This window comes from Pedobacter sp. GSP4 (genome assembly GCF_051857575.1).
GTDB lineage: Bacteria > Bacteroidota > Bacteroidia > Sphingobacteriales > Sphingobacteriaceae > Pedobacter.
This window is the reverse complement of sequence record NZ_JBPZIR010000007.1, coordinates 277,821-294,931: the sequence shown is the minus strand read 5'-3', so window position 1 is coordinate 294,931 and position 17,111 is coordinate 277,821. Positions and strand designations below refer to the sequence as shown.

Genomic DNA, 17,111 nt, shown 5'->3' with positions numbered 1-17,111 from the left:
GCATAATTAACGCGGTCAGAAACAAAATAGCGCTCAGAGTTGCAGCAGTTATAAAAAACCAGGAGAGCTATAAAAACAATTATAATATAGCTGCTTAAAATTTGTTTTTATCATAACAATCATCTCGACTAGAGCAATGCGGAATGGAGAGATCTATTTAGAATAGATTTCTCCACTACGGTCGAAATGACGGCCTATATAAAGTAGGAAAAATAAAGCTTTCTGTTGATTAAAAATACTGCTTAATAGCGGCTAAAATTTCAGCGGTAAGCTTTCCATTGGTAGCCAGTATTTCTCTTTTGGTGAAGTATTCATTGCCACCTGAGAAATCGTAAACCTCTCCTCCTGCCTGCTGAACAATGAAACACCCAGCTGCAAAATCCCATTGCTGTAGGTTAAATTCAAAAAAAGCATCAAATCGCCCACACGCGGTATATACCAGATCAATGGCTGCTGCACCAATTCTACGCACGCCATGGCTTTTCTGCATCATTTCGGACAGTAGTTTCAAATACTGCGGCTGTTTATCAAACTGATAATATGGAAATCCAGTAGCCAACAAACTCGATTGCAGATCGGGATTAACTGAAACTTTGATTTCTTTCTTGTTCATAAAGGCACTACCGCCTTTGTAAGAATAGAACATTTCTGCCCTGTTCAGTTCGTAAACCACGCCAATAACCGGCAGGCCATCTTCGTAAAGCGCCACACTAATGCCATAGGCCGGTATACCATGAATAAAATTCGTAGTTCCATCCAATGGGTCGATTATCCAGGTATAGGTTTTGCCTACCCTGCTGATGGTTTTTTCTTCGGTAATGAAACCTGCATCAGGAATTAATTTTTCGAGGTTTTGAACAAGTTTCTGCTCAGCTGTTTTATCAACATAAGAAACCATATCATTTAAACCTTTGTACTCAATTTTGTTCGCGTCAAACTGCATGGCCTCCTTACGGATAAAATTTCCGGTAAGCCTTACAATTGAGATCACTTTATTGCATAATAATTCGTAATTCATAGCTGTTTAACAAAACCCATCAAAGGTTGTTGGATATAAATTAATTTTTTGGATGGTTATATTAAGCCAGTGTATTTTTATTCCTTAAGGCATAAGCACTTAGTGCAATTCCGCCAACAACCAAGAAAGTTGAAATCATTTCGGCCTGTGTAAATGATAAGCCAAAAACATGGTATTTGGAATTTACGCGGATAAGCTCAATACAGAAACGTTCAAGGCCATTCAAAATCATGTAAATACCGAACATTAAGCCTGGGGCTTTTATTTTATCTCTGATGCTCCATAGAAAAGCAAACAATATTAAGCAGATAATCACTTCGTAAATGGGTGTTGGGTATACGCCCTGGGCAAGTTCATTGCAAAATTTACCTGGGCCACATCCTGGAATTGGAATACCTTCTCCAACAACGTTATTCGGATATTTGTAAGACCATAACCAATCTGGCAACCAAGAAAAAGGTTTTGGGTTTGGATTAACAATTCCCCAGTCGCCATCGCCCGCCATGTGGCAGCCAATCCTACCAACTGCATAGGCCAGCATCATACCAGGGCCGCCAACATCAAGCATATGCAAGGGTTTGATGCCGTTTCTTTTGGCAATAATCAATACGGCTGCACCGCCACAAATTAAACCACCATAAAAAGTTAAACCGCTAAAAGACAGCAAACGCTCTATAGGGTGTTGAACAAAATCGTCCCAATACTCCAGGTTATCAAAAAATTTAGCGCCCAAAAAGCCCCAAACAGCTGCCCAAACAATCAAATTACTCATAATCTGGTATGGATGAACGGTAACCAACGTTTCTTTGGGCTTATCTAACTTATGTTTGTTCTTTTCTGTGTAGTCCCAATAGGCAAATAAGGCGGCTAAAAACAAACCACCAAGTATATTTCCTTTAGTCGACATTAAAACTGCCTGTGCATCGTTTACAAACAGTTTATAATTTAGTAGTGCATAGATTAATTTGTATCCGATAACGAACCCAAAAAGGCCGTTCATAATCAGTTCGGAAGTGGTTGCGGGCTTACCGATTACGATTGTTTTTTTTATTGGATGAAGTATACCCAGCGCTTCTTTGCGTTTAAGCTCTTTGGTAAAGGCCCAATAACCGGCAACAAATGCCAGCGCTACAAAAACACCGAAGGTATTAAATGGAAGCGGTAAATTAATGCCGAGTAGGTATTCTAAAAAATGTGAAACGGTAGGAAACATACAAATAATTTGTTGCGAAGATAGGAAAGAAAGACCAAAGCTGAAAGGTTAAAGAAGGAAGACTAAAGCAAAAAGACTAAAGCTGAAAAACCAAGCTGAAAGACCAAAGCTGAAAGGTTAAAGACTAAAGTAAAAAGACCAAAGCTGAAAGGTTAAGCCATTTTTTAATTCGAGGCCTCATCCTGATCCAATAGCAATCAAATTTGTTTCAGAATCAGTTTTGTTTGTGGTTTTAAAGATTCTTCACTGCTTTCAGAATGACAGAAATGGATATTTACACTGCCGGATGCTAAAAAAATTCTTCACTGCGTTCAGAGTGACAAACAGCACATTAAAGAATTACGACTTCTAACTCAGGGCTAATAATTAGATTAATGATGTGCATAAGCTGTTTCCAGCTCAGCTACTTCTACTTCTCCATCGGCAGTAATTTCTAAAAGCTTAACTGCTTTTAACTCATTTACCATAACAGGATCGTATTTAGCGCGTACCTTTACATAGTTTTTGGTAAAACCGTGCATATAACCAGCTTTTTGATCGGCTTCGAACAATACTTCAGCATTGCTGCCAATCTGCGATTCGTAAAAGGCCCTGCGTTTTTTATCAGATAAAATATGCAACATTTTGCTGCGCTCGTTGCGCTCGCTTCCGGCTACCACACCTTTCATTTCTGCAGCTACCGTTAATTCGCGTTCCGAATAGGTAAATACGTGCAGGTAAGAAATATCAAGCTGGTTTAAGAACTGGTAAGTATCTAGAAAATCTTCTTTGGTTTCGCCTGGAAAACCTACAATTACATCAACACCTATACAGCAATGCGGCATTACGGCTTTAATTTTGGCAACGCGTTCTACATACAGATCTGTGCGGTAACGGCGGCGCATTAAACCGAGGATTTTATCAGAACCAGATTGTAACGGGATATGAAAATGGGGCACAAACCTTTTCGAAGTGGCCACAAATTCAATAATTTCATTGCTTAACAGATTGGGTTCGATTGATGAAATGCGGATTCTTTCGATACCTTCCACTTCATCTAAGGCTTTAACCAGATCGAAAAATTTATCTTCGCGTTCGCCGTTTCTAATCCCGAAATCGCCCAGGTTTACCCCGGTTAATACAATTTCTTTTACACCGCCTTCTGCAATTATTTTTGCACGGTTCACTACATTTTCAATGGTATCGCTACGGCTAGCGCCACGTGCCAACGGAATAGTGCAGTAAGTACATGGGTAATCGCAACCATCCTGAACCTTTAAAAAAGTACGGGTCCTATCGCCAATTGAATAAGAAGCAATAAAGTTGTGGTTTACTTTTTCTATGTTCTGTTGGTGAACTACCGTTTTAGGATTTTTGGTTAAATCGGTAATATACTCTACAATCCTGAATTTTTCGGCAGCACCCAAAACCATATCAACACCTTCAATTTCGGCAATTTCCTGTGGTTTTAACTGTGCATAGCAGCCAACAATGGTTACAAATGCATTCGGAGAATATTTTAATGCTTCTTTAACTACCTTACGGCATTTTTTATCGGCATGCTCGGTAACGGAGCAGGTGTTGATCACATAAACATCGGCCTGATCCTGAAATTCTACTACGGCATAACCTGCATCGGTAAATAAACGACCAATAGTTGATGTTTCGGAGAAATTGAGTTTACAACCTAATGTATAAAATGCGACCTTTTTCATTGAGCCTGCAAAGATAAGAAATTTGTTCGGAGTTCTTGGATTTGAGTTTGGAGAACTGACAAACTACAGACTATAGCGTCCTATGGCTATTGATTATTATAGTTGGTTACGTATTTCCTGACAATATCAAAATCGTATTTTTTCTCCTCTTGAAAAGATTGGTTTAAACCTGGGTTATCGGCAATCAGATCTGAAAAAACAGTTTTTCTCGCTTTAATTTTAGCAAATAACCTATCTGTAATTACATCGGTCCATTCGCCGTTTCCCTTCACCGCAAACCAGGTTATAATCCAAACCCCTTCGGGCGTTTTTACCTTTTGTTCGTAAAGATTGATTTTGCCTTCTGCCAATACTTGTAAGAAATACTTTTGATCACGGCCAGGAACGCTGCCTGATATAAACTTTTGTTTCTTTTCGGATACATAATATCCCTTAACGGTTTTGGGCGAAAAGCTAATGCTTTTTCCATCGTTTGATCTGATCACGTATTCAGATAATAATCCAGCTTTTACGCTTCCGTTAATCGTATCGTTTTCTAGGGTAATGATAAAATCGTGCTGCGCCCTTGCTTCGGCCATGGCTGAAGATAAAAGTACCAGTATTAATAACCTGCGGAAAAATGGATTCATTTTTTTTAAAATAATGCTAAAATTGGTAAACAGCTGTAGCTTACAGCCCTATTTCTCCTGCCAGCGATAGCTTTTTTGCTCAAAGCCAGCCAAATCTAAAACCCTGCTAACCACTGTTCCGGCAACTTCCTCTATAGTTGTTGGTAAACTGTAAAACGATGGGTTGGCCGGGCAGATTATCCCGCCTGCTTCGGTAACTATTTTCATATTGTTGATGTGGATTAAACTAAAAGGCGTATCTCTTACTACAGCAATTAACTTTCTGCGTTCTTTTAAAACCACATCTGCTGCTCGCGAGATTAGGTCGTTAGAGATTCCGTGCGCAATGCGCCCCAGCGTACCCATAGAGCAGGGCACAATAATCATGGTGTCGTACTTAGCAGAACCAGAAGCAAATGGTGCATTGAAATCGTTTTTGCTATAAAACTGAAAATCCTTAAAGTGCTTGAAGTTCTGGTTACCCAGTTCAAATTCCCAAACCTCTTTGGCATTATCGCTCATTACCACACCAACCTGCTCAATCTGATCTTTCAGTTTCACCAGCTCATCAAACAGCACTTTTGCATAAACCGAACCGCTGGCACCTGTAACCGCAACAACAACTTTCTTTTTAACCATAAAACAAAAGTAGGTTTTCTGTACGGATTAAAACAAAAAAGGGCCAGAACTTTGTTCTGACCCTACATCTACCTATGAAAAACATACCCTCGAAAGGGTAAGAACAAATATATATAAATTTTTAAAATAATATAAGTGTGAAATGTTAAAATGCGTAAACGTTGATTTTTCGCAAAAAATAAAACATAACACACTGATTAATAGGTTAATAATTTTTATAAAATTTAACTAAAAAATGGTTTTTAGCGTAAAAATGACGTTTATAGCTAAACATAATCAAAAATATTGTCTCACAAATCAGTCATAAATTGCGAGTATACCAATACATTTAGATTTTTAGCAACTTATTTTACCGATTTTACTTTACATTTTTTTTACATTAAAATAATACAAAGCGCTTTATTTTTTACAAAAAAACCGCGTTGAAAACTTGGCCTGTTGCTTATTTTAAGTTGGCAAAACCAATAACTTGGACCGGATACGGCTTAAGGTTTCCATACGCATACACAGAAATGAAGCGATGTATTTTAATGGTACGCGGTTAACCAGTTCGGGATAAGATTTTGTAAAACGGATATATCTTTTTTCTGCTGATTGCAACCGGGAGATCAGTGCACGCTCACAAGCCTGTAAATAATGTAACTGTGTAATTTTCCGGCCGATGTAATTGATGCTGTAATGATTAACATACAAGAGTTTATACATCGTATGCGGAACAGCAATGGCCACCGTATCTTCTAACGCCTGAATGTATTCATCCTGCTGCCCTGTACTTTCTACCCCATGGTACATATTACCCACCAGTTCGTTTTCTTTGGCAATCCAAGTTGTAATTTCTTTATTATCAATTTTCATATATCCCCTTGCCATACCATTTAAAATAAGGTATACACACTTATGGGTATCAAGCGGAGATATAATGAATTTGTTTTTTTTAAACGTTACCGGAAAGGTGTGTTCGTTGATAATGAATTCTATTTCGGGTGTTAAATGATGAAATAGTTTAAATATGCTGATCAATGGAGAAAATCCGTTAAACGACAGCCATTTCTTTGAGATATACATGTTTTCGCGGTTCATAGTCTTAAATAAAATGTAATAGCAAAAAAAGCCCCAGGGGGCAACGAAAATATAATCTACCTTCTTCCTAAACGCCTGCAAAGACAAAATGTTTGCTAAAATATCTGCTTATAGCTACAATTTTGCTTACCTGCTGTTTATTAACCTCTTATCAATTATAAAAATAAAACATTAATACAATTAAGACTACATTGTATGATAAATGTTATGATATAAATATAAAATGATTGGTGATTAACGTATGATAGATTATATTTGAATAAGTGTCAACCCAGATTTATGATAGATTTAGCCTCTTCATTCCTAAAAGCTTTATTAAAACATGCTAAAAATCCCATAATCATCTTTAAAATAAAGCCAGCCCTTGTGGTTGTAGAACATAATGATGCTTATCAGGCTTTGATAGAACGAATTGGAGGGAAATTAAAATTTTATGATGTAGACATTATCCCTAGTTTATTATCTGATAAGGAAAGGGATTTATTGATTGAAACGATACAGGAAATTAGTTCGGGCCGGAATACCACCAGCCTGGTTATCCATCCTATATATTCCAATTCGCCCAATGTAAAATGGGAACTCGAATTTTCTCCTGTGGTGCAGAACGATCAGCCCATAGAATATATCATTTGTTCGTTGCGCGAAATCCCGATGAATGAAGATAACCTGGAGCACATTTTATTGGAACTTTCTGAAAGCGAATCGCGGTTTAGGGGATTTTTTGAACAGGCTCCCTTGGGCATGTGCGTACTAAGGGGCACAGATTTGATAACAGAATATGCAAACGATAATATTTTAAAACTCTGGGGCAAAACCAGAAAAGAAGTAATCGGCATTGCGCAAGAAGTAGCCAGACCTGAACTGGAACATCAAAAAGCAATTATTAAACGGGTAAAAGAAATATTTAAAACCGGGCAGCCTTTAACGCTCAACGAATTAAAAATTTCTACCCCTGTAGCAAAGGGCTATTTTGTGGCCATGTACCAGCCACTAAAAAACGACAAAAATGAAGTAACCCGTATTTTAGCCATTATTAAGGATATAACGGAGGAAGTGAACTTCAAAAATGAGCTCTTAAAGGCAAAAGATATCCTGAAGCTGGCCATGGATGCCTCAGAAATGGGTTCTTGGAATGTAGATTTGGGTACAAAAAAGGTACTTCTTTCTGAACGTGCGCAACAGATATACGAATTAGACAATTACAGGTTAGGACTTGAAGAAGCCAAAGGCCTTATTTTAAAAGACGATCTCGATTACCTCACAAGCAGTATACGCAAAGCATTACACAATAAAACAGCATTTAATATCGAATATCAGATTAATGTGAGCGGTGTTCCAAGCAAAACAAAATGGTTAAGAACTGCCGGCAAGGCTTATTATAACAAGGAAGGGAAAGCGGTATACATTGCCGGAGCTGTTTTGGACATTACCGAACATAAGCATGACGAGATCAGGAAGAACGATTTTATCGGGATGGTTAGCCATGAGCTTAAAACGCCTTTAACCTCATTAAGTGCCTACATACAACTGTTGCAATACAAATCGAAAGGAAGTAGCGACCATTTCACGATTGAAACGTTGGGTAAGGTAAATCTTCAGTTGAGGAGAATGTCGTTGATGATAGATGGTTTCCTGAATGTATCCCTGCTCGAATCGGGTAAGATTTTACTGAACAAAACCGATTTCGATCTGGTAAACCTACTCAAAACAATCGCGGAAGAAAGTCAGCAGGTTTTACCTAGCCACTTTATACAGGTAATTGGGGAAGAAGAGATTATCGTTAATGCCGATATGGAGAAAATTGCCAATGTAATGAACAACCTGATCGGCAATGCCGCCAAATACTCGAAAAAAGACTCTTTGATTGCGATTAAGTGTGAAAGAAAAAAAGGCAGGGTAATTGTTGCGGTAGAGGATGAAGGTATTGGGATTAAAGAGAGCGACATTCCTAAACTTTTTGAACGCTTTTTCCGCGTAGATAGCCCAAGCACCAAAACAATTGCAGGCTTCGGCGTTGGCTTATACATCTGTGCAGAAGTAATAGCGCGTCATTATGGACAAATATGGGTAGAGAGCAAGGTTGGTGAAGGCTCTACTTTTTACTTCAGTTTGCCGATAGATAATTAGCGTTTTCATTCCTGGCCAACGTCCGGCTAAACATTAACTTCGATATTTTCGAGTGCTACTTTAACAGCTGCTAAGCCCTGTTGGCCCAATTCGATTTCAAAAATTACTTTCGATTTTATTTTTATTTGGTTAGAAACATCATCTAACTGAAAATGAATATCCTGGCAGTTTTCATCAATGATGGTCCCTAAGCCCGATTCATAGTCAATATGAATTACTTCCCCCCTCCTCTTGTCGCCCATAAAGAAATATTTTTTATAAATAATGGGCAATTATAGGTAAATATTGTATCATAAAAAATACATAATCACTATTTTTTGCACAACGAGAAGCTCTATTAATTTATTGTAAGCATTACTAAATCGAATTAACGTTATCAAAAACTCAATGTGATCATTTTGACAGGTTTGACAATTATCAAAATATTTTTTTTCAGTTCAAAAAAAGCTTCAATAAAAAAAATCAAATAACTGTCTTACAGCTTGTTATTATGAATAAAAAGAATTATTTTTACAACGCAAATCGAGCTTGTGCGTGTTATTACTGAATTAATCATCCCAATTATGGAAAATCTCAACCAAACCCCGAGCATTAAAGAAGAAATCATCTTATTATCTGAAGAAACTGATAGAAACTACTGGGCCAAGCGATTAGGCGTAAGCTCAGAAGCATTAAAATCGGCTGTTAGGGCTACAAGATGCATAACCTTGACTCAAATCGTTGCGTATTTAAACAAACAGAAGCAAAAAACTGTCTGTATCGACTAATTTTCAGGGATTAAATAATTTTTCAAAATTAACTTACCGCCATAATTCAACAAAGTTTTAACGGCGGTATCTGTGCCACACCCTATACCAATTTTTATTTATTGGATAGCTTCTGTGCGAAGTTCTGTTGTTGACAAAAATTGCAACCAGCAATAAAATACAGGCTCCAGATAATACAGGACTAAAAACATACAGGTAACCCAATGCCTGAATTTTCGCAGAACCTATATTGGCAATAAGCGCAGTTGCCCCACCCGGAGGGTGTAAAGTTTTGGTAATCTGCATCACAACAATAGAAAGTGCGACTGAAAGTGAAGAAGACAGCCATGGTTCGTTTGGAATGAGCTTGTGTATGGTTACCCCAACCAGCGCGCAAAGAAAATGGCCACCGATTAAATTACGCGGTTGTGCCAGAGGGCTATTTATAATGCCGTAAATGAGTACTGATGATGCCCCAAAGGAGCCAATGAGAAAGAGATTATCGTTAGCGGTAAAATATTTCGAGTTAAGCAGACCAATTATAGCAATACCTAAAAATGCCCCCACGAAAGTCCAAAAATGCTCTTTAAAATCGATTAGCGTTTCTTTATAAACAATATACTTAGCGGTTCGTAAGTGCCTCCTTATTCTTTTTCTCATGATCTACCAGATAGGGAGCGCAAAATTAATAAATTATACTACTTGTGCTATTGTACAGCAAAAAAAAGGGCTAACCTCTCGGCAGCCCTTTCTCATCAGTTATTCTTCTTCTATTTGAGCTATCAATGTTTTAGCCTTCTCTCGCCAGTTTTCGTCTTTTGGTTCGAAATCGCTGTTGCAATAGTATTCTTTAAAGTTAATTTTATTGCTTTTGTCATCAAATGGCCCACAAACCCCAACATAGCTGCTTTTTTCTTCCCCTTCTCCACTTGTAAACTCAAAAACATAATAGGTTTTTCCATCTTTAACTACCTTATCCAATAGGGTAATGCTGTTTGGATAGTCTTGCTCCTCGCCCGCATAGTTATATAGCAGTACTTTGGCAATTTCTTCCTGGCTTTTGTATTTGGCCGGAACAAGATCCAGGCTCTGTTTGGCATCGTAAGCCAGCAAAATATCGTACCTACTGGATAAACTATCCAATTGTGCGCTAAGCAGTTTCTGATTGAGCGGCAGATTTGCTTTTATCCTGGCAACCATTGCCTGGGTAACCAGATAAGGAACGGTATCTGCAATTATTTTTTGGGTAAATGCATCGGTCAATTTAGGCAGATCGAGTATGGGCAAAATATCGAGATAAGAATAAACCAAAGTTGGAAAATTATTCTGCTTATCGGCCAAATAGGCAGCTAAATCGGCCATGGCGCCTGCCGAAATCTTTTCTTTATTGCTTTTAACCTGCGCAAGGTATGCTGGTTCTTCACTATCAACCATATCGGCTACAAGGCCTAATATGTTACTGCGGTAAGGTGCCTTATCCTTTAGGGCTAACACCTGATCGAAATGCTTAGCTACATAACCAAGCGAATCTTTTAACGGTCTGAAGATAGACCAGTAACTCTCTAATTGGAGTGCTTTGCCATCTGATAAATTTTTCAAATACCAATCGTATTGGTTGCTGTCTAAGTTAACCACTTCGGTAAGTGCTCTTGACCGGATAATATCTGTGTTTTTGGTATCTGCAAATAGTTCTTTTAAAAGCGGAATGCATTTTTCTTTCTGTAGTGCGCTCAGCTCCCTGATCAGTTTTACCCGCGTGCCATTGTTTAGGGTATCATCTGCATACTTTAAGTTGAGTGCCGAAATCATCAATGGAACTTCTGTTTTATCGAATTCGTAGTAAGATAATGCCCCAAAAGCAGGCTTAAACACCAGCGAATCTTTACTTTTCAGGTCATCGAACAACTGTTTAGCCTTCGAAGCCTTGATATCGAAAGGTTTTGGCGCAACTATAGTGCTTACAGCGTTGAAAAATTCGGTAGCCTGTTTACCTTCCAGCTCTTCATTGGTAGCCATGAGGCCCTGATAATAAAAACGGCCACCATTAATCCACATCTTCGCTTTTCTAAGCATACCTGCAGCGCTATCGGTGTAGGTAAATACTTTTGCCTTAGCCGTACCTACCATTGCATTTTCAATTTTATGTATGGTATCTTTTTCTTTCTTTATCTTATTGATCATTGCCAGATAAACGGAATCCATATCAGCAGCTTTGAAGTACTTACTCAAATTGCCTGTTTCGATCATGTACAGTCCCCCTGTGTTTTTATTAAGCGAGTAATACGTGTTGTTATCGGCTATTATTGAGGTATAATCTTTTTCGTTATTTGGCTCTACGGCATTGGGCTTGCCAGGCGTAAAAACCTGTATATCTTCTATAGGGTGCGATGCGCTTTTGCCCTCTGCATATTTTTCCAGTTTAAAAGAGCTAAAAAACTCATCATCTTTGGGTTTATCGGCACTCACCTGGTTCTGTTTCATCAGAAGGTAAGTACGGTTACCCCTTAAAAAAACCTGCACTTTCATATAGGTACCCTGCAAAAGCAAGCCTACTTCCCTGCCCTCCAGTCCGTTTTTATAGATAGTTAAGGGGCCATCTACTATTTTACCGCTTTTTTGCAGCTGACTAATGGTACCATCAAACACGGTAGCTTTATCGGCCAGGTACATTCCCTCTGGAAAATCGTTGTATTTGAACAGATAGCTTACAAAATTAACCTTATCCAGCATGGTGTAAATGTTCATGATATAGGGGAAGGCAGTGTAAGCTGGATTTGGAACTTCTTTTATTACTTCTTCGGGCTGCATAGGAATTTTTAAACTAAAGCCACCAACGCTGTGCTTGTAATCTAACCAACTGCCATTCTTTGCGGTTACGGGATCGGTAATTTTAAAGGAAGAAAAGAATTTCTCTACAAAAGCTTCGTGGAGGTTATTCTGTTCATTTTCTACGTTAATAATGTAAAAAGTACTGTTTTTATGGATGAGGATGGATCTTGTAAATTTATTGTTCACCTCCATTTCGATATCGAAGCCTGTTCCGCCAAAGCGGTTTTCGGCCTTTTTGCTGATCAATCTGGTCCCTTTTTTTTGATAAGCTGTTAAAACGGTATCCAGATATTGTATCGGTGTCATATTTACAAGCGGTCCGGTATAGGTTGTATTAATGGTATACAAAACATTGGTTACCAGATCGGATGAGGTTACCGCCGTACTTATGATCTGCTTGCTTACAAACGGCTGTGCCGGAAATTCGGCTTCAAAATTATTAACCACATCTCTGTGCTTTACCCAATCCATTTTGGAGTAATCGATTTTAAAAGTTTTGGCCACTCCAGTAAAATCGGCTTTAACGGGCTGTAAAGTATATCCCTGCTTTTTTAAAAGATTGATAACACCTTGTTCGCCAGGCAAATGCGCAGCACCTACCGCAACAAAAACAGTATTTGATCTGATCATTTTCAGTATGCCATCTGCCATTACTTTATTACGGGCGTTGATGTTGAGGTACACTTCGCTTTCGCTGTTTAAATACGCTGAAATTGCTTCGAGGTTACCTTTTGCATACATGCTGACCATTTTTTCGAGGTTTTCATTTTCGGCTTCTTCATCAACATCGAATAAACTTGCAATCTTTTCGTCGCTGCCATACAATAGATTAACCTGATCCTGTGGTTTTTCCAATCCATAGATCTTCTTTTTCATCGTCCGGGCCATTCCGTATAAGTAAGCATCGACAAAAGTTTGCATATCGTCTTTTTTAGCTTCCTTATGCTTCATTAGCGAGGCAACCAGAACAGGATTATCGAGCAGGGCAGAATCAGGGGTATAACCATTTTGGGCTTCAAACCTTTTAATCAGCTCTGCCGTTTGTTCGGCGGTTATCAGGTTGGTAATTTTTCTTTTATTGTCTTTTTGAACCGCACTATCGAATATGGATCTAATCAAAGAATCGGGATGTACTTCCAAAACAAAACCATCGCTGGCTGCTATAGCTTTCATTACCGAATCGCTAAAATTAAAGGCACGTTTATCTTTAACATGCATTGATCCGAAAAGATAAGATGGTTTGGCTAAGCCTTTGCCACTAATTTTCCATAATAAATTGTAACTGGGTTTCTTTTCTTGCGAAAAACTGCTGAATACGATAAAGAAGAGGACAAAGACCAGTGAGAAAGCTTTTGAGTGAACCCCAAAAGAGAAAGAAGGTTTCATAAAGAATTGAGCGTTTAAAAATCAGCTCACAAGATAATGATTTTCAAAACAAGAAGTAAAATATTTATACGCAAAAAAAGCAGCCGAGTGGCTGCTTTTTTCTTAATTTATTATGCGCAATTATTTCTGCGATTGTTCTGGAGCTTTACCGATCAGATCCATAAACTGATCTAATTTAGGCGTGATGATAATCTGCGTACGTCTGTTTTTCGCTTTACCCCCTGGCGTATTGTTATCGGCAACTGGGTTAAACTCACCACGTCCACCTGCTGTTAAGCGCTTAGGATCTACTGCATATTTGGTTTGCAGCACCTGTACTACTGATGAAGCACGAAGGGCACTCAGATCCCAGTTGTTGCGGATATTGGTCTGTGCGATAGGCACATTATCGGTGTTACCTTCAATCAGCACATCGTAAGTATCGTAATCTTTAATAATTTTGGCAATTTTACTTAATGTTTCGCCAGCTTTATCAGAAACTTCGTAACTACCTGATTTATAAAGCATATTATCTGCCAATGAGATGTATACCACGCCTTTAAGCACCTGTACATCTACATCGCCCAATTCTTCCCTGCTTAAAGAACGGGTTAAATTATTGGTTAACACCATATTAAGTGAATCGCTTTTGTTTTTCGCATTGATAAGCTGTTTAATGTATTTGTTAGAGCTGTTAATCTCATCAACCAGTTTAGAGATGTTAACATTTCCTTGGTTGCTTGAATTCAAACATTTATTTAGGGCATCCTGTAAGGCAACTACATTGGCTTTTTCTGAAGCGATTTGCTCCTCCAAACTTTTTACCCTACTTGTAGTACCGCTTAATTCGCGTTGGCTATCCTGGTATTTATTACTTAACTCCTGGTTTCTTTCCCTTAGCTTAGCATAGGTATCCTGAAGTTCGGCATATTTTTTATTGCTTACGCAGCCAGCAGCAAGTGCCAGGGTAAAGAGCATTATTGGGATTGATTTGTATAATTTCATAATCTTATTTTTTTTATCGATAATACCTTAACAAATTTCTTGCCGCAATGTTTAACCTAAGCCCAAACGGGTGTTAAAAAGCGTTAATCTTTACTGAATCGAAGCTGGCCAATGCTTTGTAAGCCCTTAATCCAATACTGCCCGATTGGTACTGGCCATCGGTAGCAGATAGAACAGATTTAGCCGATCCGTTTATAAAAATATCGAATTTATCGCCTTTGGCCACTATTTTTAAAGTATACATTTTGTTCATTTCAACAGGATATTTTTCAGTACTGATTACCGTCCATTTTTGATTGGCAGCCTTGCCCAGCTGAACGGTTTTGTTTAGTGGGTTCAAACCTACATAATAGCCCTCGTAGGCATCAGGACCAATGGCCGGATGAGCTACCCTGAACATTAAACCGGCATCGCCAGCTGTATTGATCCGGATATCGGCCTGAAAGGTAAAGTCTTTAAAATCAGTTCCGTTGGCCACATATTTAGAACCATTTATGCCATAACCGCCTGAACCAGCATTTGATGCGGAATTTACCTCGCCATCTTTCCAAAACCAGCCACCGCCGTAAAAAACCCAGTTGGAAGCCATTCCCTGATCGAAATTTTCGATCAAACTTTTGTTCACTTTTTTAGGAATACCGATTACCGGGAAGCAGCTTAAACGGATATTTTCAGATCCGTAAGGCACTAAGGTAACTTCTTCATCGCTTTCTGTAGAGGCAACGGGGCTAAAAGGAACGTCGAAAGCAGCAACCTGATTATAGCCTAAATCCCACGATGGGATTTTTCTGGCCTGCACTTTTAATTTAACCGGCGAAGTAGCCGCAATGAATGGATTTGCAGGCATGGCCGATTTAACAACCTTGATACTATTGTTTAGATTGCCGTTTTTTAAAGATAATCCGTAGTTCCAAGCCGATTCGGGTCGGATTTCGTAATCGGTAAATCCAGCTACACTATGATTTTTGGTAACCTTATTGGCCGCTTTGATTTCGAGTGCATACACCATTGGACCACGGGTTACGCTAACCGAATTGTTTACCTGCTGCTCCATGCTAATTTTCATTGGGAAGTTTAGTTCCAGCACATCGTTGTTTTTCCACTGACGTTCAATTTTAAACATTTCGCCGGCTTTTAAACCTTTTAAAGCAATTCCGTTTAACTTAATACTTGGTTGATCTGCCCATGTTGGAATCCTCAAGGTTAAAGGGAAAGCAGTTGCAGCCGGAAGAACTATTTTTAAACTGATCTTTTCTTCGAAAGGGTAATTGGTGCTTTCTATAATCTTTACCTGGTCCTTTCCGTTAACAGTTGTGGTTACTTCCATTGGCCCATAGGTAATCATTGCCAATCCTTTATCGGGCGTAGCTACCACGCTGTTCTTAACAAAATAAGGCCATCCCATGTGCATGTTATAGCGGCAGCATCCATAACCCGAATATGGACTAGACACTATTCCTGAGCCATAATCCTGGTTAAAGCCATGTTCGCCATGTACACTTTGTACCTGATTGGGAAGGGTATAATAAGAATGGTTTTTAAAATCGCGGCTAAACTGTGCAGGGAGTGCGTTAAAAGCTATTTTTTCCAGTTGATCGCCTATTGTCGCCTGGTGGATAACCTTGGCTGCAGTTTCTAAACTCTGCATCCATTCTACCACCGTACAGGTTTCTACACCTTCGATGCTGCTTGTACCCGCGAGAAACTCGGTTCCGGAGCCTAACCCTTCGGGCTGACCATGATCGTGCATGATGTGATTAATTCCCTTTAAAAGTGCATCGCGGTTGGCAGCTACATCATGCAGCTGTGCATACACCACCGGAAATTTTAAGGCCTGGGCTACATTTACCATATGCTTTGGCTGAAAATCATCTCCATAAAAATAAAATTCATTGTTGCTGTAAATGTCAATCCAAGGGTAGGCCTGTTGTTTTAGTTTTTCGACCAGTTTTAGGAGATCCTGATCTCCAGTTTTATTGTAAAGCCAGATGGCAATCTCCATATTATCGCCAGCCCTTGATTTGCCCCACTCTTTCAGCGGATCGGCATCGAGATTTGCCAGTTCATATTTAAAATATTTAGTTAGAAAAGGAATAACCCTTTTATCATTAGTGGCTTCGTAATAGCTTTGCAAGGCGTACATCATTGGCATACGCGGCCACCAGTCTTTCATTTTAACAGGGCCGAACAATCCGTTAGGCTGCTGGTTGTTTAAAGTCCAATCGATATATTTTTGTGCTTTGGCCTTTAGCGCGGCATCATCCAAAGTATAAGCCAGGGCAACCAATCCTTTTACATAATAGGGTACCCGCTCCCACCCGTTTCCATCGCCTCCCAGCCAGTCGGAGTTTTTGCCCAAATTATCTTTTTCTGGATATAGTTCTTCTGCCATGCCGGTTGCGCCATCTCTTTGTTGCTCCAATTGTTTTAAGAGCCAACCTTTGGCCTTGATGCTCCCGATTGGCAGTTGTACATAAACATCCTGTTTTAACGGAAGCTTATTAAATTCGTTTAAATTTTGCGCACACAAGGTATGGGTAGATAGACAGGAAACTAAGAAAAAAAGTGGTTTTACTATTCTTTTCATAAAAAGGGCTATTGGTTAGATATTTTTTATAAAACTAACAAATATGGAAGGAATATTAAAACGATTTAGTAAGACTATTTAAAATAATTTGAAGGCAAATAATGAGCAGGTTTTAGGAAAAGGAAACTTGAAACGGGCACAACAGGTTTACAACTTATAGGTGTTAAGTTTACAATTGAGTGCTGATATTGGAAAAATTG

The 17,111-nt window shown here is 38.8% G+C and carries 13 protein-coding genes; 2 read left to right on the top strand and 11 right to left on the bottom strand.

The features are described 5' to 3' along the window. Nucleotides 1-229: 229 nt before the first annotated feature. From ACS5PU_RS18430 to ACS5PU_RS18405, 6 genes are all read right to left on the bottom strand, one after another. Nucleotides 230-1,018, bottom strand: coding sequence for an inositol monophosphatase family protein (locus ACS5PU_RS18430; RefSeq protein WP_439460633.1), 789 nt, complete (start codon nucleotides 1,016-1,018; stop codon nucleotides 230-232). A 61-nt stretch (nucleotides 1,019-1,079) separates the two neighbouring features. Continuing rightward, entirely contained in the window at nucleotides 1,080-2,231 is a 1,152-nt protein-coding gene (locus ACS5PU_RS18425; protein WP_439460632.1) for a prolipoprotein diacylglyceryl transferase, read from the bottom strand. Nucleotides 2,232-2,602: 371 nt separating this feature from the next. Further along, nucleotides 2,603-3,925 carry a tRNA (N(6)-L-threonylcarbamoyladenosine(37)-C(2))-methylthiotransferase MtaB gene (mtaB, locus tag ACS5PU_RS18420; protein ID WP_439460631.1) on the bottom strand — a complete coding sequence of 441 codons (1,323 nt, stop codon included), beginning with the start codon at nucleotides 3,923-3,925 and terminating at the stop codon, nucleotides 2,603-2,605. An 86-nt stretch (nucleotides 3,926-4,011) separates the two neighbouring features. Then, nucleotides 4,012-4,554, bottom strand: a complete 543-nt coding sequence (locus tag ACS5PU_RS18415) for a hypothetical protein (protein ID WP_439460630.1) — start codon at nucleotides 4,552-4,554, stop codon at nucleotides 4,012-4,014. Between the two features lie 48 nt (nucleotides 4,555-4,602). After that, the gene (locus ACS5PU_RS18410; protein WP_439460629.1) at nucleotides 4,603-5,172 is read right to left on the bottom strand and encodes a UbiX family flavin prenyltransferase; all 570 of its coding nucleotides are present in this window, start codon (nucleotides 5,170-5,172) and stop codon (nucleotides 4,603-4,605) included. Between the two features lie 447 nt (nucleotides 5,173-5,619). Next, a complete protein-coding gene (locus ACS5PU_RS18405) occupies nucleotides 5,620-6,252 on the bottom strand; it encodes a Crp/Fnr family transcriptional regulator (protein ID WP_439460628.1) in 633 nt (210 codons plus the stop codon). A 279-nt stretch (nucleotides 6,253-6,531) separates the two neighbouring features. Between ACS5PU_RS18405 and ACS5PU_RS18400 the strand changes: the two genes are divergently transcribed. Then, nucleotides 6,532-8,379, top strand: coding sequence for an ATP-binding protein (locus ACS5PU_RS18400; protein ID WP_439460627.1), 1,848 nt, complete (start codon nucleotides 6,532-6,534; stop codon nucleotides 8,377-8,379). A 26-nt stretch (nucleotides 8,380-8,405) separates the two neighbouring features. On the opposite strand, the gene ACS5PU_RS18395 is transcribed toward ACS5PU_RS18400, so the two are convergent. Next, the gene (locus tag ACS5PU_RS18395) at nucleotides 8,406-8,621 is read right to left on the bottom strand and encodes a hypothetical protein (RefSeq protein WP_439460626.1); all 216 of its coding nucleotides are present in this window, start codon (nucleotides 8,619-8,621) and stop codon (nucleotides 8,406-8,408) included. A gap of 321 nt (nucleotides 8,622-8,942) precedes the next feature. On the opposite strand from ACS5PU_RS18395, the gene ACS5PU_RS18390 reads away from it, so the two are divergent. After that, nucleotides 8,943-9,146, top strand: a complete 204-nt coding sequence (locus tag ACS5PU_RS18390) for a DUF3606 domain-containing protein (protein ID WP_439460625.1) — start codon at nucleotides 8,943-8,945, stop codon at nucleotides 9,144-9,146. 57 nt (nucleotides 9,147-9,203) lie between these two features. Here ACS5PU_RS18390 and ACS5PU_RS18385 read toward each other — a convergent pair whose 3' ends face one another. The 4 genes from ACS5PU_RS18385 to ACS5PU_RS18370 form a co-directional block, all read right to left on the bottom strand. Further along, complete coding sequence (locus ACS5PU_RS18385; protein ID WP_439460624.1) at nucleotides 9,204-9,785, bottom strand: HPP family protein; 582 nt, start codon at nucleotides 9,783-9,785, stop codon at nucleotides 9,204-9,206. Nucleotides 9,786-9,884: 99 nt separating this feature from the next. Beyond that, nucleotides 9,885-13,340 (bottom strand): TraB/GumN family protein, encoded by a 3,456-nt coding sequence (locus ACS5PU_RS18380; RefSeq protein WP_439460623.1) that lies wholly within the window; start codon nucleotides 13,338-13,340, stop codon nucleotides 9,885-9,887. A gap of 120 nt (nucleotides 13,341-13,460) precedes the next feature. Next, the gene (locus tag ACS5PU_RS18375; RefSeq protein ID WP_439460622.1) at nucleotides 13,461-14,324 is read right to left on the bottom strand and encodes an OmpA family protein; all 864 of its coding nucleotides are present in this window, start codon (nucleotides 14,322-14,324) and stop codon (nucleotides 13,461-13,463) included. A 73-nt stretch (nucleotides 14,325-14,397) separates the two neighbouring features. Next, nucleotides 14,398-16,911, bottom strand: coding sequence for a beta-L-arabinofuranosidase domain-containing protein (locus tag ACS5PU_RS18370; protein WP_439460621.1), 2,514 nt, complete (start codon nucleotides 16,909-16,911; stop codon nucleotides 14,398-14,400). Nucleotides 16,912-17,111: the final 200 nt, after the last annotated feature.